We start from the raw sequence: 18872 nt of genomic DNA, 5'->3' as shown, positions 1-18872 counted from the left end.
CTCACAACCCATCCCTCCTCACTCGGCTTCTTGCTTTCGCCATATGGAAACCATCGTGGGAAGCGGATTCCCCGCCTCGTCGTACGCAGATGCAACCGCGGTCCGATACCCTTCACTCTGGAGCCGCGCCTTCACCGCTTCCGCCTCCTTTGCCCGTACCCCTTTCGGTGCGGCGCCGCGGCGGAAGGCATTGGTGACGAACTCATACCCTTGCGTCACTAATTTCTGAACGGCGGGATCCTTGGCAGCCATCACGTTCACGTACTCTCCTCGCCCATAATCCCTCGGCATAATCCAGTCACCCCCCCTATCTCTTTCGGCGCAGGTGGGGAAGCCACCGCGGGACACGTTCTTTGTAGACGACGTACGTATCAGTAAAGCGGATCTCCAGTCCTTTCTCTTCAATGGCGACGACGTACCAACACACCACGCTCACCACCAAACCTAGATAGAGCAAAATTGCCAGTGACTCTGCCAACACTGCTTCACCGAACACGGTTGCAAAGACGCCGAGCATCATGGGGTTCCGAACATACTGATATGGACCGGCCATGATGAACCTCTGGGGCGGATCCCAGGGGGCTGGCGTGCCCCCCCCCCGGGTGAACAAGAGAGCGGCTGACCACACCACCAGGATGACGCCAAGACTTATCGGGACAAGGCCGACCCATCGGAAAGGACCGAGAGAGACTTCGACCAGGTGCCGGTCCCACTTCGTCACCAGGAGGGGAAAAAGAATTGAGACGGTCACCGCGAGCACCAGCCCCACGACGATGGTCCACCGCCGGAGGGTAGCTTGCTCGTCGGCGTTCACGACTTCCTGCTCCCCTCACTCCTTTCTTGCTCGAAAGAGGTGTGGAGGATATTCACCGCTTGACCACAACGTTGGTCGTGGTCTTCACGACAGGAGGCAGAGCCTGAATCCTGTCGACCAGCTCCCAGAGGGCTCCGAGCTCCTCCACCTCGACCATAGCAATGACGTCGAACCGTCCCGTAACCACATCGGCCTGCTTCACGCCGGGTAACGTGACGATCTCTTCCTCTACTTTGAGATCTCTTGCCTTGGTTGCCTCGATAAATATATAGGCCCGGATCATGTTTATTCCTCACTTTCCAGACTTCGCCGGCTTGATCTTGCGGAGCTTCGGAACCTCTTTCAAGATCTTTCGCCGGTCTTTCACCCGAAGACTCCGTGGCTTGAGTTTGACTACCTTTCCTCGAGGCATCGCTATCCGCAATGAAAAAACCCCGCGGATTTTAGACCGCGGGGCCATTTCCCCTTTCCATTATCACCACGTCCCCCGTTCGGACGGACCGGCAACCCCGCTACAATTCAGCCTATCACCTGACGGACGAGGGGTCAACCCTCCTCATCTCGGAGATCCAGTCGGCGATGAAGACATTGAACTCTCGGGGCCCCTTAGCGAGGCGATCCGAACTAAAGACAAGCTTTTTCCCATCGGGAGAGAAAAAGGGAAAGCTATTGAAGCCGCCGAACGAGATTTGCTCCAGGCCGGTGCCGTCAATATTGATGAGATAGAGATCAAAACTCCGCGTCCCAGGGTCACGGAGATTTGACGAGAAGATGATTTGCCGCCCGTTCGGATGAAATGCGGGGGCCCAGTTAGCTGCCCCATTGTGGGTCAACCGCCGTTTATCTGCTCCGTTCGCACCCATGACGAAGATCTCAGCGCGCGTGGGCCGCAACAGGCTTTTGGAGAGAAGACGCTCGTAGTCGGCCATTTCTTGGGGCGTATCGGGATGGTAAGCTCGGTAGACGATCTTTGTCCCGTCCCAGGAGAAGAAAGCTCCCCCGTCAAAACCTTTCTCGAAGGTGAGTCGCCGGAGGTTCCGCCCCTTGGTATTCATGGTATAGATGTCCAGATCCCCCGCTCGCAACGAGGTGAAGATAATCTTCTTGCCGTCCGGAGAGAGTGCCCCCTCGGCATCGTATCCGGGATGATGGGTGAGGCGCGTCAGGCCGGTCCCATCGGCATTGGCGATGTAGATATCGTAGTCGTAGAGTGCCCAGACATACCCCTGAGAGCGGTCCGGTCTGGGCGGGCAGGCGGCGTCTCGCATATGGGTTGAGGCGTAGATCATCTGCTGGTTCCCGGGAAGGAAAAAGGAGCAGGTCGTCCGTCCGAGACCCGTGCTCACCAGGCGGACGTCGCTTCCGTCCGTGTTCATAATGAAGATCTGGTCACAGCCGTATCCGCCACGCGTTGATTGAAAGATCAACACCCTCCCGTCCCAGGAAAAGTAGGCCTCGGCGTTCGACCCTCCGAAGGTCAGCTGCCGGAGATCAGCCAGATGCTTTCCTTCCCCGGGGTTGAGCAGGGTGCTTTCAGCCGAGACAATGCCCGCCCCAAAGGCCAGGAGAATCAGAATCAAAACAATCAACCTCGCCCGGTGGACGGAAAGAAGCTTCCGACGGTCATCAAAGATGACTACCGAGACCGAGGGATACATCGACTGCACCTTGGAGAGATCTCGGTCAATGCACATGAGATCCTCCCAGAAAGACGAGCCAGCCTACGCCCAAACTTGCAGCCGTCACCAAGGTCGCGGCGATAAGGACACCGAGCGTGATCAGAAAAAAACCCCGTCCGAGAGAAAGCCCGAAAAGAAATGACGCCACGGACCCCGTCCAGGCCCCAGTAATGGGGAGAGGAATGGCAACGAACAGGACAAGTCCCATCTCTTTATAGACCTGAAAATAGCGCTCCCCCTTTCGGCGGGTCCGGGTGAAAAGCCAGTTGAAAAATCTATCCCAGATACGCCAGCGTTCACGCAGAAATTTCGAAACCGGCTCCAGGAGTTTCAGGATAAAGGGGATGGGTGCTAAATTGCCCAGGACTGCCCAGAGCACGGCAGACCAGACGGGAAGTTTGTAGACACCGAGGGCTACCGGGATTGCCCCCCTGAGTTCCGAGATCGGAAGGGTGGCCATAATAAAGGTGGCCATCTCCGGAGGAAGTCCCTGCATCCACTGCACCAGATTCAATGTCCTGCTCCTGAGCGGCAGATTTCACACGGGCAGAGGCTCCGCAGGAAATCGAAAGAGTATATTCCTGTACTGTGACCGTCGCTCCACGTGAAATTCAACGCATAGCGGCCCACCGGCGCCATCTGCACGATCCGAATCTCCCCCCGACCGATCACCGGGCCGGTCAGGACCTGAAGCCCCCCCTGTGGTCTCTCGGCCGGTCTCTCGGCCGTATGACAATCGGCGCAGGGGCACACCTTCCGTAAATCGTCCAGCGGATAACGGCTCTCATGGCCATCACGCCAGCGGACATAGACCTGGCGTCGATCCTCCTCGAGGCCATAGTCCACTGGATCCGAAACGAATCCCATCCGACTCCTCCTTCCAGAACAGGTCTCGGCAGTCCTCAGGCGATACCGGGGACGCCGGGGTGACGCGCAGGTTCTCCTCCTCGTGGCAGCGCTCGTCCAAGCCGACGAGGAGAGGTGTGATCCGGTGGCGAATACGGGTACATGACCCTAGCACCAATTTGCACGAAGGACAAGGTTCTGACCCTTCACATTGACACCGGAAGCCCGCTATGGTACTATACTTGTGCATCTTGGATGCTCAGGGAGGGTCGCACAGGGAGCACACCGTGTACGAGGATATCCCCCATTACAACAGAAAAACCAAAAAAAAGAGGCGACCGCGCCTCATGGCCGTCGTCAACGACTCTTGCACCGGGTGTGAGGCGTGTATTCCCTTTTGTCCGGTAGATTGTATCGACCACGAACCATCCGGGACGTACACCGGGGCGGTCATTCCCCCCGTCCGGATCCGTTGGCACGAGTGCATTGGGTGCCTGATCTGCGCCCGGGTCTGTGATGGCATGGCTTGGGAGGCCATTGATATGATCCCCATCGACGATTTTGAGGATCAGTTCCGGGTTCCGATCGGGGATCAGGCCCATCCCCCCGAGGAAGCCCCTCAAGAAGCAGTGACCGCCGGAACTGCTGACTAGTGCCGTTCCAACTTGATAAGTGGTTCGACAGGCTCACCACCCCGAGGAAGATCGAGGGGCCGATTTGAGCAGCCTGCCTTGTTGCAAGGGCCGTGATCGAGTGCAGCGAGAAAGTTGGCACAAATAGTTGGAACGGCGCTAGACCTCTCGGGCTTCCCTCACCTCAAAACGGGTAAAACCTACCGATTGCAGCATTTCCGCCATTACCGCACTGGCCTGTTCCGGCGAGGCGGTATCAATCCCGAAAAAATCGACTGTCACCGCATACGTCATCACGCTTCCTCGTTCCCTCTCCCAGATGCCAGCAGTTGGGTTTCGGATATTTGAACCCTGGTTTCGTAAATGCCTTGACGACAGGCAACCAGAGGGGTAACGTAGATCCGGATCCTGCCACGGTTAGCGCCGAGGAGTGAGTGTGTCTGAATCATCCTCCCCGGAACCCCACATCTCCGCGGTCGAGCCCTCGGTAAGTGTCGAGGGAGGAACTGTCGTCGTTGTGGGGACGGGCTTTCTCAGCGGCGGGACACCACCCCTCGTCTTTCTCGGCGAGGCCGAGGCCCGGCCATCGATCGCCTCCGATATCCGTCTGGTCCTCCCCATCCCCCCCAACGCGACCGCTGGCCCCCTCACCCTCATGATCGATACAGAGCCTATCAGCACTCCTTTCACCATCGGGACCAAGCTGGCCACCGGAGTTCACCCGGTGGCCAATCCCGTGGTGGATGCAGAGGGGGTCATTTACACCACCATCAGCGGCCGGCGTGGACAGAAGGTTCCAACCCCACTGGTGCGCATCACCCCCGCCGGGGCCGTGGAGCACATTGCTGCTCTCCCTATCAATCCCACTGGGCTGGCGCTCCAGCCCGATGGGGCCCTCTTGACCTCGAGCCGATTCGATGGGTCCGTATATCGTCTTCTTCTTCCTGAAGGGGACGCCCAGGTGATCGCGAAAAACTTGGGCATTGCCACGGGTCTCTGTCTCGACGAGGCCGGCGTCCTATACATCGGAGATCGAACCGGAACCGTCTACCGTCTGCCGCCAGAGGGCCAGGCCGAGCCCTTCGCCTCCCTGCCGCCCAGCGTGGCCGCCTTCCATCTGACCGCCGGGCCGGACGGAAATCTCTACGCCACGGCCCCGACACTCTCCAACCAAGATGTCATTTACCAGATCAACAGCTTCGGTGATGCCGAACCCTACTGGGGACCCCTGGAAAGACCTCAAGGCCTTGCGTTTGACCGGCAGGGTCGGCTCTGGGTGACTGCCGGGGTCAGGGGACACCGCGGGGTCTACATGTTCTCGAACCGACAAGCCCCCCGGCTTATGATATCCGGAGCCAACTTGGTCGGCCTCGCCTTCGCGCCCGACCAGTATTTGATCCTGGCCAGCACATCGGCGATCTTCCGTATTCCGCCTTTCGCCTAAGCATCCTGACCCGCCCAGCACCGCGGCTCATTCATGCAACGCTACGTCTTCGACGTTGGCGTGACCCCTTCTACCTGCAGGAGGCGACACTTCCACGTCAGACCCCAGGCAAAGCCACCCAGGGACCCGTCAGACGCCACAACCCGGTGGCAGGGGATGAGAAGGGGGATCGCATTCGCTCCTACAGCCTGCCCGACTGCCCGCGCCGCCCGAGGCATCCCGATCGTCCTCGCTACCTCTTGGTAGCCCTGCGTTGCCCCGTGCGGAATTCCCCGCAGGACCGCCCACACCTTCTGTTGAAAAGGAGTAGCTGCCGTAAGATCCAGCGGATAGTCGAATGAGACCGCCTCTCCTCGGAAGTAACAATCGAGGTCCCGAGCCAGCTTTTCGTATCCCTGTCCCCGAGCCAAGGGGAAAGCAAACTTTCCCTGCAAGGCCTCGAAGGCCCTCTCTAGGGTCTCGACCGGGAGCGTGAGGGCCAGGATCCCTCGCTCGGTATAGGCAACGGCCACCCAGCCACGGGTGGTTTTAAGCAACTGGTATAAGCTGGCCCTCTCACGCATCAGTCCTTCTCCACGAGGGCCACCAATTCGATCTCTACCAATGCCCCCAAAGGGAGCCGGGCGACACCGACGGTGGAACGGGCTGGGCTGGGTCCTGAAAAGTACGTGGCGTAGATCTGGTTCATGGCCTGAAAGTGGCCAAGATCGGTGAGAAAGACCGTCGTCTTCACCACCTGTGTGAAGGAACTCCCTGCAGCCTCGACAACGGCCTTGAGACTCTCCAACACCCGACGGGTCTCGGTCTCAATCCCTCCCTCCACGAGTTTGCCCGTGGCCGGGTCCAGCCCGATCTGTCCCGCGGTGAAGAGAAACCCATGTGCCTTTACCCCCTGCACATAGGGCCCCACCGCCTTCGGGGCCTTTTCCGTCGCCACGACCTCGAGCTCCATCGACTCCCCGCGCTCTACCACGCCATCTACCCTTCTCTCGTTCCCGCCCCTCAAAAAAAGTGGGCCGCGATCGTCTCGGTCAAAAACCACGGCCCAGGGAATCTCTCACGCACGGCGCTGGCAAGCCTATGTGCTCCCCCGCTTCCTGGGGCCCCGTTCGATCTCGGTCACCATCCGACCCCCCTCGAAAATCCGAACCGTTCCCGTGGACTCGGAGAGAGTCACGATAACCGCATCAGTGCTTGCACTCATTGAGGCTGCTACCGCGTGCCGGGCCCCGAGACCGGGGGGTAACTCGTCCCCCGGAACGGGAGGACGGAGGTAGGCCCCACCGGTGACGATCACGCCGTCCGATCGGATGACGAAGGCGCCATCGATGGCGCAAAACTCCTTTACCGACTCCATGATTTGTGGATCCAGGATGTTTCGTCGCTCCTCTGGATGGCCCTGGAAGGGATTCAAGACGAGTTGATCGACGTACTTCATGACTTCTTCGGTGTCCCCGAGTACGAAGATGGCTCCGAGTGACTTCCCCTCCCGGCCCTCGTGGGCCAATTCCACTGCCAGGTCCACCACCCGGGCAAACACTTCGGGATTCACAACCGTCATAAACGAGCCCCCCTCCTTTAGCGAGAAGAGCTCAAACTCCTCCCCCACCTCCATGATCATCATGGTATCCAGAGCTCCAAGATGCTGGATCCCGGACAGAAACAGGATGAGATCCCCTAGCTGGAGATATCCTTTGGAGAGGGCCAAGAGAGCAGCCAATTTGATCTGCGCGATCCGATTCAAGGCCACCGGCGGGAGGTGGATAATCCTATCGGCTACCCCCTGTAGCCGCGGTGCCCGGAGCCGCTTCCGGGTGAAGAAGACCACCTCCGTCTCGCCAAAAACCCCCTTGAGCTGGGCGGGGTCAGATACCAGGTCGGCGTTCAGAAACACAGCCCGGACACCCGCGTCTTTGGCGACGCTGCGCGCCGCCTCGATCATCGCCCTCGTAAGCTCTCCTGGCTTCATGGCGTCACTCTACCATATGTCGAGAGAACGGGCAACGAAGCGGCCGAGGTCCCACGCGGTGAAAAAAGACACGTTTATCTGCGAATCCACGGCATCATCTCGGGCCGGCACGTGAAGGGGGTAGCCAGAAAGGAGTGCAGCACTACTCGGCAAGGGCCTGCAGAAAATCGTGGACGGCAGCCGCAACATGGGAGGGCAGTCCCCCCACTCTTCGAATTTCCTCAATAGTGGCCTGCTGCATGGCCTTGAGAGAACCAAAGCCCCTGAGGAGGGCCTGCCTCCGTTTCTCTCCTACTCCAGGGATCTCCTCCAGGATCGAGGAGAGGCTCTGCTTCCCACGGAGCTTCTTGTGGTACGTGATGGCAAAACGATGGGCTTCATCCCGAATCTGCAGAAGCAGGTGCCTGGCCCGGGAGCCTTCGGGGAGTGCAATCGGCGTGTGCCGGAACGGATGGTGAACGACCTCTTCCTCTTTCGCCAACGAAATGATGGGCAGCTCCCGCTGCCCTAGTCCCCGAGCCACCTTGAGCGCCACGTTCAGTTGTCCACGTCCCCCGTCGATGAGGATCAGATCGGGCAGGGGCCACTGCGCCACTCTGGCGAACCGCCGCCGCAGGACCTCCTCCAGCATGGCATAATCATCCGCCCCACTCACCGTTTTAATCCGGTATCGTTTGTAGTCTGAGCGGCGGGGTAAGGCATCCTCATACACCACCTGGGACCCGACTGCTAGCATCCCCTGGATGTTGGAGATGTCATAGGCCTCTATTCGGTGGGGGACTTGGGAGATGCCCAGCACCCTCCGCAGATCTTCGAGTGCCGCGTCCCGGCCTGCTGTCGATTTCAAGCTCGCCATCAGGACAATCTCGGCGTTCTTTACCGCCAATTCGACCAGGCGGGCCTTGCGGCCGCGCTGGGGATGGCGAACCTCCACGCGGTGTTGGGCGCGCTCCGAAAGCCACCGCGCGATCATGTCCGCATCCTCCATTGGATGCGACGTGAGAACCTCGGGCGGGATGGTCCGCCGTCGGAGATAGAACTGCCGGATGAAAGCATCCAGGAGGTCTCCAGGCGTGCGGGCAAGCCCTTCGCCACAGGTGAAAGACTCCCGGCCGACAAGGCGTCCCCGGCGGATCAGGAGGATTTGAATATTGGCCTCCGCTCCTTGGATACTGATCCCAAAGGCATCCTGCTCTTCGCCACCCGCTGAGAGGACCTTCTGCCCGGCCAGGGCTTCCCGTAAAGTGAGGAGTTGGTCCCGGAACTTGGCCGCCCGCTCGAACTCCAGCCTTCCTGCCGCCTGATGCATGCTCTCCCCAAGCTGCTTGGCCAACTCGCGGTCCCGTCCCTCCAGGACGAGACGGACCCGCTCCACCACCTGATCGTATTCCGCCTTACCCACCGACTGCTCACAGGGACCGAGGCAACGGCCGAGATGATAGTCCAGGCAGTGCCGGCGCCCCCGAATATCGGGACATTTCCGGAGGGGGAAGGTTCTGTTGATCAGGTGGAGGAGCTTCCACATGGTGGTGGCGGGCACATACGGACCAAAGTATAGGGCTTTGTCCTCTTTCACTTGCCGGACCACCTGCAGACGCGGCCACGGATCGTGAAGGTCCAGCTTGAGGAAGGGGTAGTGCTTGTCATCTTTGAGCACAACGTTATATTTGGGCTGCTGCTCCTTGACGAGATTCGACTCCAAGATCAGGGCCTCGAGTTCATTGTCGGTGACGATCACCTCGACATCCAGGACCTGCGAAAGCAGGCTCGCCATCCGCTCGGACCGCTCCGACTGCGCTTCCCGCCCCTGAAAGTAAGACTGCACCCGCTTCCTCAGGGAAAGGGCCTTGCCGATGTAAAGCATCTCCCCCTTTTTCCCCTTGAAGAGATAGACCCCGGGTCGGTCCGGCAGCCCTTTGATCTTTTCCGATAGCATCATGCTTCAATCTTCGTTCAACGGGCGGCGGGTGTCAAGCCACCCGGCAGCTCAACGGTCAGGCCTCTGAGCAGATACGTCCTGCAACAGCCCGCGGATAGAGGCCTCGGTGCGATGAATCCCTTGACTCATGTTGCAATCTCAAGCTATAAATCAAATCAGTGAGGAAAATCGGGTGACGGCATTACAGGATAAGCGTATCGCGTTCATCGGCGCTGGGAACATGGGCGAGGCCCTGATCAAAGGCCTCCTCCAGGCAGGACAGGTTCGCCCGGAACAGGTGATCGCGACCGACATCCGAACAGAGCGCCTCGACGTAATACACAAGATGTATCGCATCGAGACCTTGACCAATAATGAGGAAGCCGCCACCAAGGCTCAGATCCTCCTCCTCGCCGTGAAGCCGCAGGTGATGGATGAAGTCCTCACCGGGCTCCGTGGAGCGGTGACAGAGGATCATCTCCTTCTCTCGGTCGCCGCTGGGATCCGGACGGCTTTTATTGAAGCCAGGTTTTCTCACCCAACCCGGGTTGTGCGGATCATGCCCAACACGCCTGCCCTCATCCTGGCCGGTGCGAGTGCCATCACGCCTGGACGGCACGCCACTGAAGAGGATCTGAAGTCCACCTGGGAGGTCTTCGAGGCGGTGGGCCGCGTCGTCCAAGTTGAGGAAAAGTTGATGGATGCCGTGACCGGTCTGAGCGGGAGTGGCCCCGCCTACATCTTTGTCTTGATCGAGGCCCTTGCGGACGCGGGGGTCCACATGGGACTTACTCGCGAGGTCGCCACCTTGCTTGCAGCCCAGACAGCCTTCGGAGCAGCCCGGATGGTCCTGGAATCGGGAGAACACCCCGCCAAACTCAAAGATATGGTCACCTCACCTGCGGGGACCACCGTCGCCGGCCTCCACATCTTGGAACAGGCGGGGTTTCGAGGGTTACTCATGGAGGCGGTCGAGGCGGCAACCCGTCGCTCCATGGAGCTGGGTGAGGAGTAGGCAATGTTCGTCTTTGCCAACTTGCTGACTGCTATCGCACAAATTTTACACATTGGTCTCTTCGTCTATATGTGGATGATCATCATCCGGGCGGTTATCTCCTGGGTTAACCCGGACCCGTACAATCCGATCGTCCAGTTTCTCTATCGCAGCACCGAACCGGTCCTGCAGCCGGTCCGCCGAGCCGTCCCTATCGGTTGGGGGATCGATTTTTCCCCGCTGGTGGTCATCCTCGCGATTATGTTCTTGGACCAATTTCTCGTGGCTTCCTTACGGGAGCTGGCGTGGAGGCTTCGATGAAGAATCTGGCCCCTCTCGAAATCGCACAACAAGAATTTCGACGGCGCTTCCGCGGTCTGGATCCGGTGGAGGTCAGGAACTTCCTGGAAGGGATCGCCGAGCAACTGCAGGGGCTCCTCAAGGAGAGTATCCTCAAGGAGGATCGGCTTGAGAAGCTGGAGACCCAGCTAGAGACGTATCGGGGGCGGGAGAACGAAGTCAAGGAGGTTCTCTTCGCCCTCCAGCGCATGACCGATGACATGAAAGACACAACCCGGAAGGAGGCCGAGCTCATCATCAAGGACGCCGAAATCAAGGCGGAGGCCCTCTTGGAGCGCGCCCATCTGACGTTGGGCCGATTGCAGGGAAAGATTGCGGATTCGAAGCGGGAGAAGGCCTTTTTCGAGGCCAGGGTCCGGGGGGCCATCAAGCTCTACCAGGATCTCCTAGACACCGAGGCTGCCGAGGACGCCAGTGAGCCTGTCCAACCTGAACCTCCAGGTGCGGGGTCCTGATCTTCTCCTCCCGGTTCTCGTCCGGCCAGGGGCTAGGCGGGATGAGATCATCGGAGTCCGGGAAGGGGTCTTGAAAGTAACCGTCACTGCCCCACCTGTGGACGGCAAAGCCAACACAGCCTGCCGCCGCCTGTTGGCCACCACCCTGAAGGTTCCCCTCACCCATGTAGAGATCATCGCCGGAGCGCAGACCCGTCACAAGCGAATCCGGATACGAAATGCCGACCTCGTCTCCTTCACGGCACGCCTCGCTCCCCTCCTCAAGTAGCACATCTCAGCCATCAGCCGTCAGCGGTCAGCAGTCGGCTTTTTCAACTTCCGCATGCTGATTGCTGATTGTTACCTGGTTCACTGGGCGACCGGGGGCCGTCGGGCGTGCCACGGTGTCGCCCGCTGGTAAGCATAGGCCCCCCGAAGAAGTGTTACTTCATCGAAGGGTCGCCCGATCATTTGAAGTCCCACGGGAATTCCTCCGACGTCCGTACCGCACGGGACCGTGATTGCGGGAAGTCCGGTCAGATTCGCGGGGCTCGTAAACCGGGTGATGGTTGGCTGAAGCCTTTTCCGGATCCCGCAAATGGCGACCGTCTGCTCGCCGATAGGTGGGGCCACAATAGGGAGGGTCGGAGTTACCAACAGGTCCACCTGATGGAAGACAGCGGCAAATTGCTTCATTAGGAGCCGACGAGCCTGTTGGGCCCGCACATACTGTGAGGCTCCAAGGAATTCTCCCAGCTCCAGACGGCGCCGGACATCTATCCCAAGCTCTCGCCCGCGGGTCCGGAGGAGCCGACTGTGGTTGGCGGTTGCCTCGCTCGAGAGGGTAAGAAACTGAATGGCAGGTGCGTGACGGAGGAGAGGGATTGATACCTCCTCCACGCTCGCCCCCAGACCCTCCAGAACTTCAAGGGCCCCTTCCACCGCCCCCATGACTAAGGGATCTACTTCGGCCGGGTCGTAAAAGAAATCCCTCGGTAGCCCAATCCTGACCCCCTTCATGTCACTCTCGAGCGCTCGACAATAATCTGGAACCGGCAATGGACTCGTAGTGACGTCTCGCGCATCGGACCCGGCCAAGACCTGAAGCAGCAGCGCTGCATCCTCCACCACGTTTGTGATGGGACCGACATGATCGAGGGACCAAGCCAGGGGGAAAACACCGCTGCGACTCACCCGACCGTAGGTTGGCTTTAGTCCGACCACCCCACAGCAGGCAGCCGGGATCCGTATCGAACCTCCGGTATCGGTTCCCAGAGATCCGAGACAGAGGGATGCAGCCACGGCCGCGGCAGAGCCCCCGCTGCTTCCTCCCGAGATCCGATTGAGGTTCCAGGGATTCCGCACGGCTCCGAAATGGGGATTATCGTTGGTAATTCCGTAGGCAAGCTCGTGAAGGTTTAGCTTTCCCAAGAGGATCGCGCCTGCCTCCTTGAGACGGCGAATGACGGTGGCATCCTCCTGAGAGACAAAATCCTTGAAAACCCGTGTCCCGGCGGTGGTGGGAAGGCCGGCGGTGAAGAAGAGATCCTTCACCGCGATCGGGATGCCATGGAGTGGGCCGAGCGGCCGGCCGCGCGCAATGGCATCTTCCGCCGTCCGGGCCGCCTGAATTGCCTCTTCGGCGTAACACGCAATATAGGCATTGATGGGCTTCCCATACGTGGAGATACGTTCCAACATCGCTTGTACAAGCTCAACGGGTGAAAGCTCTCTTCGGTGGATGAGGCGCGCCGTAGAGACGATGGAAATTTCGGAAATGTCGTTCGCCTGGGATCGAGGCCCTGCAGGCAACTCCGCCGGCTCTCCGGGTGACGACACCGGTTCTCCAAGGACGACAGAGAGTGCTGGCTCTTCCCCGCCCAACTCCTCCTCCTCGAGGGCCGCGAGGACCTCTTCCACTGTCTCGTAGGCCTGCCGCCAGGCCTCCCTATCTTCTTCCCCGTGCGGCAGACGTCTCGCATCTGCCAGCGCTCGAAATAGTTCCGGGCGGAGGGACATATGGCACCCCTGCTCGCGCTAAGGGTTTTACTTTTTCACTCTTTCGGGACTACCTCGAACTCGAAGATAAGAGGAAACGCTGTGGGCCCAACGTAGAGTGAGGTAAATTGGAGGAAAACGGCCTTGGCATCCTTAGGAATGGCCGGAAAGACTAAAATTCCTTCACGACTCCGGTCAGGGGCAATGACCAAATACCCTGTAATGACCTCTTTCTGGGCCGCCTGAAGTAGGGTTGGATTTTCAGCAAAGGTCTGGAACAGTTCGGCAGCATCGAATGCCGCGACACCCCGGTTCTTTTGATCCTTCAGGATAGTGAGACCCGAATCTAAGGTCAACTGGTCCCGGGACCGGTTCTCGATCCGAAGATAGAAGGGCGTAATGTCATCTCGCATCCTTCCAAACGGGTTCTTTTTGCGATGCTTTTGAAAATACGCGAGCACGTCCTCCGGGGCGAGAGGCCGCACCGTTACGTTTAAAGGCCCGGGAGTCGCGATGATGCTCCGCCCGCTCACCGTGTACGTCGGGGTGCGGGAAGGCGCCGGACGGAGGCCGACTTTCTCGGGGGGAGCGGAAGCAATCAACGCACAACCGCTCAACACAAGCCCCGAACATACGAGGAGGATTGACCAAAAGAGCAAGGGCAAGCAGCTGTTGCCCGCCCTTGCTCTCCAATTTGTCCGTTGCAGGGCCAGCGTCATCTAGACCTGCATGGCGCGGAGACGCTTGACACGCTCCTCGACCGGAGGATGAGTGGAGAAGAAGCGCAAGAGAGACCTCCCCGACAGCGGATTGACGATGAAGAGATGGGACGTGGCCGGGTTGGCTTCCAAGGGGATCCGCTCGGCAGCGGCATGGAGTCGCTCGAGGGCCGAGGCCAACCCGGAGGGCTTCTTGGTGAGCCGCGCCGCCGTTGCATCAGCCTGAAACTCCCGGGTGCGGGAGATCGCCATCTGGATGACGAGAGCGGCAATGGGGGCCAGGATGGACATGGCGAGGAGACCCAGAATACCACCCCCTCGATCCTCTGAACCCCTGCCACCCACCCCTCCGAAAATGGCGGCCCACCGGGCCATGTACGCCAACATCATGATCACCCCGGCCAACGTGGCAGCAACGGCGCTGATCAGGGTGTCTCGGTGCTTGACATGTCCTAACTCGTGGGCCAGCACCCCCTCCAGTTGCTCAGAGTTCATGATCCGCAGAATCCCAGAGGTTACCGCAACGGCCGCGTGCTGTGGATTCCGACCCGTGGCAAAGGCATTGGGGGACTCGTTGGGGACGATATACACCCTGGGCATGGGGAGCTGCGCCCGTTGGCTGAGGGATCGGACCATGCCTACCAGTTCCGGGGCCTCTGCCTCTGTAACCTCCCGGGCCCGGTACATCTTCAGGACAATCTTGTCGGAATACCAGTAAGAGCCAAAGTTCATCAGGAGGGCGAACAGGAAGGCAATCACCATCCCTTGGGTACCTCCGAAATAATCCCCGAAGATAACAAGGAGACCCGTCATCGTCCCCAACAGGAGTGTCGTTTTAATGGTGTTTCCCATAGCCCCTGTGTCTCCTTTAGTATCCTCCGTGCATTTTTCCAACGATCATCAACGTAGAAACGATTCTGAGGGTGTCAAGGGGATTCCCTCCGCTGAGGTGGAGAACGCCGACTTAAACCACGCCGCCCCACCGGGACCAGGCCTGGGCTCTGCCGGCGGTGGAGCACCTCCTCCCCTACAACCCGGAGCACCGCCTCGAAAGCTTCGGCCGTCTCCTGGCGCATCTGCTCCATCTGCTCCCGCATATTGAGGATCACTTCTACCCCGGCCAGATTCACCCCGAGCTCATTGGTCAGGCGTAAAATGAGCTCGATCCGCTCTAGGTCATCCTGGGAATAGAGGCGCGTGTTTCCTTCGGTCCTGGAAGGCCGGATCAGTCCCTCTCGCTCGTACGCTCTGAGAGTCTGGGGGTGGATATTGAACATCTCCGACACCACGCTAATCATGTACAGAGCTTTCTTCTTTCTTCTTGGCATTTCCGCCACCTCCCCGGGCAGCACCTACTCCGTCCCGATATCCAATGTCCAACCCCGACAGGAAAGGATTCGCTCTTCAACGTTGGACGCTGGACCGTGGACGTTACCCCTTCAGATCCCGCCTGGGGTCCATCGGATTCAACCGCGTAAACTCCCGGAGGAGCTGTTGGGACCGTTCATCCAGATTCTGGGGAACGACAATCTTAACCGTGACATATTGATCCCCCCGGCCACTCCCCTTGAGATGCGGCACCCCTTTCTGCCTCAAGCGGAAGATGCGGCCGCTCGAAGTCCCGGGAGGAATTGTCATGGTGGCCGTGCCGTCTACCGTGGGAACCTCGACCCGCGCCCCGAGCGCTGCTTCTGTGATGGTGATGGGGATCGCACAGTAGAGGTTGTCCCCTTTTCGCTCGAAGAAGGAATGCGGGTGAACCCGGGTGGTCACGTAAAGGTCCCCGGGAGGACCCCCATTCCTCCCCGGCTCTCCCTTGCCTGCGAGGCGAATTCGCGAGCCGGTGTCCACTCCGGGAGGGATATTGACCTTCAGCCGTTCGGTCCGGTAGATCGCCCCCTTGCCGCCACAGCTTCGGCAGGGCTGGAGAATCACCTTCCCGCTCCCCTGACACCGGGGGCAGGGGGATGCCATACTCAGGATACCGCGCGAGACCTGCCGTCGTCCGCTCCCTCCGCAGTCAGGACAGGACTGTGGGGCCGATCCGGACGCCGCTCCGGTCCCATGACAGGCCTTACAGCTTACGTGTTTTTGAAGTGTGATCTCCGTGGAGAGGCCCCGGATCGCGTTCTCAAAATCCAGATCGATGGAGTAATGAAGATCCTCCCCCTTCAGGGAAGCTGTTGTTGCCCCTGGGCCGCCGCCAAAGATATCCGATAAGATATCCGCAATGCCGCCAGAACCACGCTGGCGGAACCCGGTGAAGGGGCCGAAGTCAAAACCAAATCCCGGACCGGCTCCCTCGGTGGCTGAGGCAAACGGCTGATGGCCAAACTGATCATACTGTCGGCGCTTGCCTGGATCACTCAGGACCTCGTACGCCTCGGTAATCTCTTTAAAGTTCGCTTCTGCCTCTGGATTTCCCGGATTGACGTCGGGATGATACTTCCGGGCGAGCTTTCGATACGCTCGCTTGATCTCCCGCTCTGAGGCGTTCCGAGGAGCCCCCAGGACCTCGTAGTAGTCTCGCTTGGCCATCTCGATCTACCTATATACCCCCTGTCCCTCCCAGTGTCCCTGACGCCCAACGGCAAAGCCTAAGATCTCCTTCAAGGTGTCCGATGTCGGACGGAATTTCATTTCACCTCAACTTTGATGTGCTTTGGCTTTGCCGCCTCCGCCTTCGGGATGTTCACTTCCATGACCCCGTCTTTAAAGGTCGCACGAATCTTGTCGGGCTGGATATCCGTCGGCAAGACGAACGCGCGCTGGAACGTCCCGTAGGCGCACTCCACCCGAAGGTAGTTTTCCTGCTTGACCTCCTTCTCGTGCCGCCGCTCCCCTTTGAGGGTCAACCTATTATCTCGGACTTGAATATCGATATCTTCCTTGCTGAGGCCAGGGAGCTCTGCCCTCAGGACAAGGCTTTCGGCCGTCTCATAGATGTCTACCGGGGGTGACCAAGCCGATGCCACCACCCCTTCCCGATCCCCGCGAGACCGGGCCAACGTTTGCTCGAATATCTGATTCATCCGATCCTGAAGCGTGATCAAATCCTGAAATGGATCCCACCGCACTACTGCCATACCACGCCACCTCCTTCGAATCCCTTTGCGCTATCAGCCCTCACTCTTCTTTCCACCGCCAAGGTCCTCAAACTCCGCGTCTACAACCTCTCCCTCCGCCGGTCGCTCCCCTCCCGCGGCCTGCTCTCCAGCGGTCTCGGCACCGGGTGCCTGCTGCTCGGTCTGGGCTCGCTGATACATGGCCTCGGCCATCTTGTGAGAGGCCTTGGTAATCTGCTCGATGGCCTGACGGATTTGGTCGGCGTTGCCCGATTCAAGGGCTTTCTTTCCCTCCTGTAAGGCCTCTTCTATCCCCGAGATCTCACCCACCGGAATCTTGTCTCGATTCTCGTTGAGCATCTTTTCCGTCGTATAGATCAGAGAATCGAGTTGGTTTCGGGCCTCGATCTCCTTCCGGCGCTGCTTATCCTCCGCCGCATGTGAATCGGCTTCCTTCACCATCCGATCGATCTCTTCCTTTGCCAAGCCGCTCGAATGGGTAATGGTGATCTTCTGCTCCTTAGCAGTGGCCGTATCCTTCGCACCGACGTTCAGGATGCCATTGGCATCGATGTCAAAAGTCACCTCGATCTGGGGTATCCCCCGGGGAGCCGACGGAATCCCGACCAAGTGGAACCGACCCAACGTGCGGTTGTCCCGCGCCATCTCTCGCTCCCCTTGGAGCACGTGGATCTCTACCGACGTCTGATTATCTGCGGCCGTAGTGAAGATCTCCCCCTTTCGCGTGGGGATGGTGGTATTCCGCTCGATGAGTCTAGTCATCACGTTGCCCAGGGTTTCGATCCCAACGGAGAGGGGTGTTACATCCAAAAGGACCACATCCCGAACATCGCCAGCCAGCACCCCGGCCTGAATGGCGGCACCGATCGCCACTACCTCGTCAGGATTAACTCCCTTGTGGAGCTCCTTGCCAAAGACATCCTTCACCACTTGCTGGACCCGAGGCATCCGGGTCTGCCCGCCGACCAGGATAACCTCATCGATCTGTCCCGGCTTGAGTTTGGCATCCTCCAGGCATTGCCGCACGGGGCCGACCGTCCGTTCGATGAGACTCTCGACCAACTGCTCCAATTTGGACCGGGTGAGCTTCATGCTGAGGTGCTTGGGCCCCGAGGCATCGGCAGTGATGAACGGGAGATTGATCTCTGTCTCCATGATCGTGGACAGCTCACACTTGGCCTTCTCTGCTGCCTCCTTCAGACGCTGGAGCGCCATCCGATCCTTGCTGAGGTCGATCCCCTGATCCTTCTTGAACTCGGCGACGATCCATTCGATGATCCGCTGGTCGAAGTCGTCGCCGCCCAAATGAGTATCTCCGTTGGTCGCTTTGACCTCGAAGACCCCATCGCCGATCTCCAGGATCGAGACATCGAACGTCCCACCCCCTAAATCGAAGATGGCGATCTTTTCGTCCTTTTTCTTTTCCAGGCCATATGCCAGAGAGGCGGCCGTCGGCTCGTTGATGATCCGAAGGACTTCCAGTCCGGCGATGACCCCAGCGTCCTTCGTCGCTTGTCGCTGACTATCATTGAAATAAGCGGGCACCGTGATAACAGCCTTGGTTACCTTGTCTCCCAGATAGGCCTCGGCGTCGGTCTTGAGTTTTTGCAGGATCATGGCCGAGATCTCTGGAGGCGAATACTGTTTGTCCCGGGACTCGACCCGCGCATCCCCTCCGGGGCCCTTTTCCACCTTGTAGGGAACGAGCTTTATCTCGTGGAGTACTTCCTCGTAGCGGCGGCCCATGAATCGCTTGATGGAAAAGATCGTATTGTCAGGATTCGTGATCGCCTGCCGCTTTGCCACCTGGCCTACCAGCCGCTCCCCATCCTTTGAGAAGGCAACGACTGAAGGGGTAATTCTCGCGCCTTCCGCATTCGTGATGACAGAGGGCTCGCCTCCTTCCATGACCGCCACGGCCGAGTTCGTTGTACCCAGATCGATTCCAATGACTCTTGCCACTTCAGGACCTCCTTTGA

At 59.3% G+C, this 18872-nt stretch carries 25 protein-coding genes; 6 read left to right on the top strand and 19 right to left on the bottom strand.

What is annotated here, in order from left to right:
• Positions 1–18 precede the first annotated feature (18 nt).
• The 7 genes from O6929_10000 to O6929_09970 all read right to left on the bottom strand — a co-directional run bounded on the left by O6929_10000 (position 19) and on the right by O6929_09970 (position 3360).
• Positions 19–261, bottom strand: coding sequence for a hypothetical protein (locus tag O6929_10000; GenBank protein MCZ6480718.1), 243 nt, complete (start codon positions 259–261; stop codon positions 19–21).
• Positions 262–307: 46 nt separating this feature from the next.
• Complete coding sequence (locus O6929_09995) at positions 308–814, bottom strand: isoprenylcysteine carboxylmethyltransferase family protein (GenBank protein ID MCZ6480717.1); 507 nt, start codon at positions 812–814, stop codon at positions 308–310.
• A 52-nt stretch (positions 815–866) separates the two neighbouring features.
• A complete protein-coding gene (locus O6929_09990; protein MCZ6480716.1) occupies positions 867–1097 on the bottom strand; it encodes an Lrp/AsnC ligand binding domain-containing protein in 231 nt (76 codons plus the stop codon).
• Positions 1098–1106: 9 nt separating this feature from the next.
• On the bottom strand, positions 1107–1274 hold the full coding sequence (locus O6929_09985; GenBank protein ID MCZ6480715.1) for a hypothetical protein: 168 nt from the start codon (positions 1272–1274) through the stop codon (positions 1107–1109).
• Positions 1275–1341: 67 nt separating this feature from the next.
• Complete coding sequence (locus O6929_09980) at positions 1342–2508, bottom strand: hypothetical protein (protein ID MCZ6480714.1); 1167 nt, start codon at positions 2506–2508, stop codon at positions 1342–1344.
• Positions 2498–2998 (bottom strand): small multi-drug export protein, encoded by a 501-nt coding sequence (locus tag O6929_09975; protein MCZ6480713.1) that lies wholly within the window; start codon positions 2996–2998, stop codon positions 2498–2500. The genes O6929_09980 and O6929_09975 overlap by 11 nt, the downstream gene beginning before the upstream one ends.
• Positions 2999–3003: 5 nt before the next feature.
• Positions 3004–3360, bottom strand: a complete 357-nt coding sequence (locus O6929_09970) for a DUF971 domain-containing protein (GenBank protein ID MCZ6480712.1) — start codon at positions 3358–3360, stop codon at positions 3004–3006.
• A gap of 209 nt (positions 3361–3569) precedes the next feature.
• Between O6929_09970 and O6929_09965 the strand changes: the two genes are divergently transcribed.
• Complete coding sequence (locus tag O6929_09965; GenBank protein MCZ6480711.1) at positions 3570–3992, top strand: 4Fe-4S binding protein; 423 nt, start codon at positions 3570–3572, stop codon at positions 3990–3992.
• A gap of 138 nt (positions 3993–4130) precedes the next feature.
• Here O6929_09965 and O6929_09960 read toward each other — a convergent pair whose 3' ends face one another.
• A complete protein-coding gene (locus tag O6929_09960; protein MCZ6480710.1) occupies positions 4131–4265 on the bottom strand; it encodes a hypothetical protein in 135 nt (44 codons plus the stop codon).
• 142 nt (positions 4266–4407) lie between these two features.
• On the opposite strand from O6929_09960, the gene O6929_09955 reads away from it, so the two are divergent.
• A complete protein-coding gene (locus tag O6929_09955) occupies positions 4408–5415 on the top strand; it encodes a gluconolaconase (protein ID MCZ6480709.1) in 1008 nt (335 codons plus the stop codon).
• Positions 5416–5456: 41 nt separating this feature from the next.
• On the opposite strand, the gene O6929_09950 is transcribed toward O6929_09955, so the two are convergent.
• The 4 genes from O6929_09950 to uvrC form a co-directional block, all read right to left on the bottom strand.
• Positions 5457–5978 (bottom strand): methylated-DNA--[protein]-cysteine S-methyltransferase, encoded by a 522-nt coding sequence (locus O6929_09950; GenBank protein MCZ6480708.1) that lies wholly within the window; start codon positions 5976–5978, stop codon positions 5457–5459.
• Positions 5978–6367 carry a RidA family protein gene (locus tag O6929_09945; GenBank protein ID MCZ6480707.1) on the bottom strand — a complete coding sequence of 130 codons (390 nt, stop codon included), beginning with the start codon at positions 6365–6367 and terminating at the stop codon, positions 5978–5980. Before O6929_09945 ends, O6929_09950 begins: the two co-directional genes overlap by 1 nt.
• 126 nt (positions 6368–6493) lie before the next feature.
• Entirely contained in the window at positions 6494–7384 is an 891-nt protein-coding gene (locus O6929_09940) for a diadenylate cyclase (GenBank protein MCZ6480706.1), read from the bottom strand.
• Positions 7385–7526: 142 nt separating this feature from the next.
• On the bottom strand, positions 7527–9323 hold the full coding sequence (gene uvrC / locus O6929_09935; protein MCZ6480705.1) for an excinuclease ABC subunit UvrC: 1797 nt from the start codon (positions 9321–9323) through the stop codon (positions 7527–7529).
• Between the two features lie 172 nt (positions 9324–9495).
• On the opposite strand from uvrC, the gene proC reads away from it, so the two are divergent.
• The 4 genes from proC to O6929_09915 are packed head-to-tail and all read left to right on the top strand — an operon-like array spanning position 9496 to position 11379.
• Positions 9496–10317: a pyrroline-5-carboxylate reductase gene (gene proC, locus O6929_09930; protein ID MCZ6480704.1), complete on the top strand. Its 822-nt coding sequence runs from the start codon at positions 9496–9498 to the stop codon at positions 10315–10317.
• A 3-nt stretch (positions 10318–10320) separates the two neighbouring features.
• Positions 10321–10617, top strand: coding sequence for a YggT family protein (locus O6929_09925; protein MCZ6480703.1), 297 nt, complete (start codon positions 10321–10323; stop codon positions 10615–10617).
• On the top strand, positions 10614–11111 hold the full coding sequence (locus tag O6929_09920; protein MCZ6480702.1) for a DivIVA domain-containing protein: 498 nt from the start codon (positions 10614–10616) through the stop codon (positions 11109–11111). The genes O6929_09925 and O6929_09920 overlap by 4 nt, the downstream gene beginning before the upstream one ends.
• The gene (locus tag O6929_09915) at positions 11071–11379 is read left to right on the top strand and encodes a DUF167 domain-containing protein (GenBank protein MCZ6480701.1); all 309 of its coding nucleotides are present in this window, start codon (positions 11071–11073) and stop codon (positions 11377–11379) included. The genes O6929_09920 and O6929_09915 overlap by 41 nt, the downstream gene beginning before the upstream one ends.
• An 80-nt stretch (positions 11380–11459) precedes the next feature.
• Here the strand turns inward: O6929_09915 and O6929_09910 are convergent, their stop codons facing one another.
• The 7 genes from O6929_09910 to dnaK form a co-directional block, all read right to left on the bottom strand.
• Entirely contained in the window at positions 11460–13109 is a 1650-nt protein-coding gene (locus O6929_09910; GenBank protein ID MCZ6480700.1) for an amidase, read from the bottom strand.
• A 35-nt stretch (positions 13110–13144) separates the two neighbouring features.
• Positions 13145–13621 (bottom strand): hypothetical protein, encoded by a 477-nt coding sequence (locus O6929_09905; GenBank protein ID MCZ6480699.1) that lies wholly within the window; start codon positions 13619–13621, stop codon positions 13145–13147.
• A gap of 186 nt (positions 13622–13807) precedes the next feature.
• Positions 13808–14659 carry a zinc metalloprotease HtpX gene (htpX, locus tag O6929_09900; GenBank protein MCZ6480698.1) on the bottom strand — a complete coding sequence of 284 codons (852 nt, stop codon included), beginning with the start codon at positions 14657–14659 and terminating at the stop codon, positions 13808–13810.
• A gap of 74 nt (positions 14660–14733) precedes the next feature.
• Positions 14734–15135, bottom strand: coding sequence for a helix-turn-helix transcriptional regulator (locus O6929_09895; GenBank protein ID MCZ6480697.1), 402 nt, complete (start codon positions 15133–15135; stop codon positions 14734–14736).
• Positions 15136–15238: 103 nt separating this feature from the next.
• On the bottom strand, positions 15239–16345 hold the full coding sequence (gene dnaJ / locus O6929_09890; GenBank protein ID MCZ6480696.1) for a molecular chaperone DnaJ: 1107 nt from the start codon (positions 16343–16345) through the stop codon (positions 15239–15241).
• Between the two features lie 98 nt (positions 16346–16443).
• Positions 16444–16893, bottom strand: coding sequence for an Hsp20/alpha crystallin family protein (locus O6929_09885; protein ID MCZ6480695.1), 450 nt, complete (start codon positions 16891–16893; stop codon positions 16444–16446).
• Positions 16894–16926: 33 nt separating this feature from the next.
• Positions 16927–18855 (bottom strand): molecular chaperone DnaK, encoded by a 1929-nt coding sequence (dnaK, locus tag O6929_09880; protein ID MCZ6480694.1) that lies wholly within the window; start codon positions 18853–18855, stop codon positions 16927–16929.
• Positions 18856–18872: the final 17 nt, after the last annotated feature.

The sequence above is a fragment of the Candidatus Methylomirabilota bacterium genome, assembly GCA_027293415.1.
Classification (GTDB): Bacteria; Methylomirabilota; Methylomirabilia; order Methylomirabilales; family CSP1-5; genus CSP1-5.
Note: the sequence above shows the minus strand (reverse complement) of the source record. Positions and strands in the feature narration are given on the sequence as shown.

What these genes read in the sequence shown, in the direction of transcription:
- O6929_09990 (MCZ6480716.1), bottom strand. Translation starts at nt 1,097, where the DNA reads ATGATCCGGGCCTATATATTTATCGAGGCAACCAAGGCAAGAGATCTC.
- O6929_09985 (MCZ6480715.1), bottom strand. Translation starts at nt 1,274, where the DNA reads ATGGCCCCGCGGTCTAAAATCCGCGGGGTTTTTTCATTGCGGATAGCG.
- O6929_09980 (MCZ6480714.1), bottom strand. Translation starts at nt 2,508, where the DNA reads ATGTGCATTGACCGAGATCTCTCCAAGGTGCAGTCGATGTATCCCTCG.
- O6929_09970 (MCZ6480712.1), bottom strand. Translation starts at nt 3,360, where the DNA reads ATGGGATTCGTTTCGGATCCAGTGGACTATGGCCTCGAGGAGGATCGA.
- O6929_09965 (MCZ6480711.1), top strand. Translation starts at nt 3,570, where the DNA reads ATGGTACTATACTTGTGCATCTTGGATGCTCAGGGAGGGTCGCACAGG.
- O6929_09960 (MCZ6480710.1), bottom strand. Translation starts at nt 4,265, where the DNA reads ATGACGTATGCGGTGACAGTCGATTTTTTCGGGATTGATACCGCCTCG.
- O6929_09950 (MCZ6480708.1), bottom strand. Translation starts at nt 5,978, where the DNA reads ATGCGTGAGAGGGCCAGCTTATACCAGTTGCTTAAAACCACCCGTGGC.
- O6929_09945 (MCZ6480707.1), bottom strand. Translation starts at nt 6,367, where the DNA reads ATGGAGCTCGAGGTCGTGGCGACGGAAAAGGCCCCGAAGGCGGTGGGG.
- O6929_09940 (MCZ6480706.1), bottom strand. Translation starts at nt 7,384, where the DNA reads ATGAAGCCAGGAGAGCTTACGAGGGCGATGATCGAGGCGGCGCGCAGC.
- uvrC (MCZ6480705.1), bottom strand. Translation starts at nt 9,323, where the DNA reads ATGATGCTATCGGAAAAGATCAAAGGGCTGCCGGACCGACCCGGGGTC.
- O6929_09925 (MCZ6480703.1), top strand. Translation starts at nt 10,321, where the DNA reads ATGTTCGTCTTTGCCAACTTGCTGACTGCTATCGCACAAATTTTACAC.
- O6929_09920 (MCZ6480702.1), top strand. Translation starts at nt 10,614, where the DNA reads ATGAAGAATCTGGCCCCTCTCGAAATCGCACAACAAGAATTTCGACGG.
- O6929_09910 (MCZ6480700.1), bottom strand. Translation starts at nt 13,109, where the DNA reads ATGTCCCTCCGCCCGGAACTATTTCGAGCGCTGGCAGATGCGAGACGT.
- htpX (MCZ6480698.1), bottom strand. Translation starts at nt 14,659, where the DNA reads ATGGGAAACACCATTAAAACGACACTCCTGTTGGGGACGATGACGGGT.
- O6929_09895 (MCZ6480697.1), bottom strand. Translation starts at nt 15,135, where the DNA reads ATGCCAAGAAGAAAGAAGAAAGCTCTGTACATGATTAGCGTGGTGTCG.
- dnaJ (MCZ6480696.1), bottom strand. Translation starts at nt 16,345, where the DNA reads ATGGCCAAGCGAGACTACTACGAGGTCCTGGGGGCTCCTCGGAACGCC.
- O6929_09885 (MCZ6480695.1), bottom strand. Translation starts at nt 16,893, where the DNA reads ATGGCAGTAGTGCGGTGGGATCCATTTCAGGATTTGATCACGCTTCAG.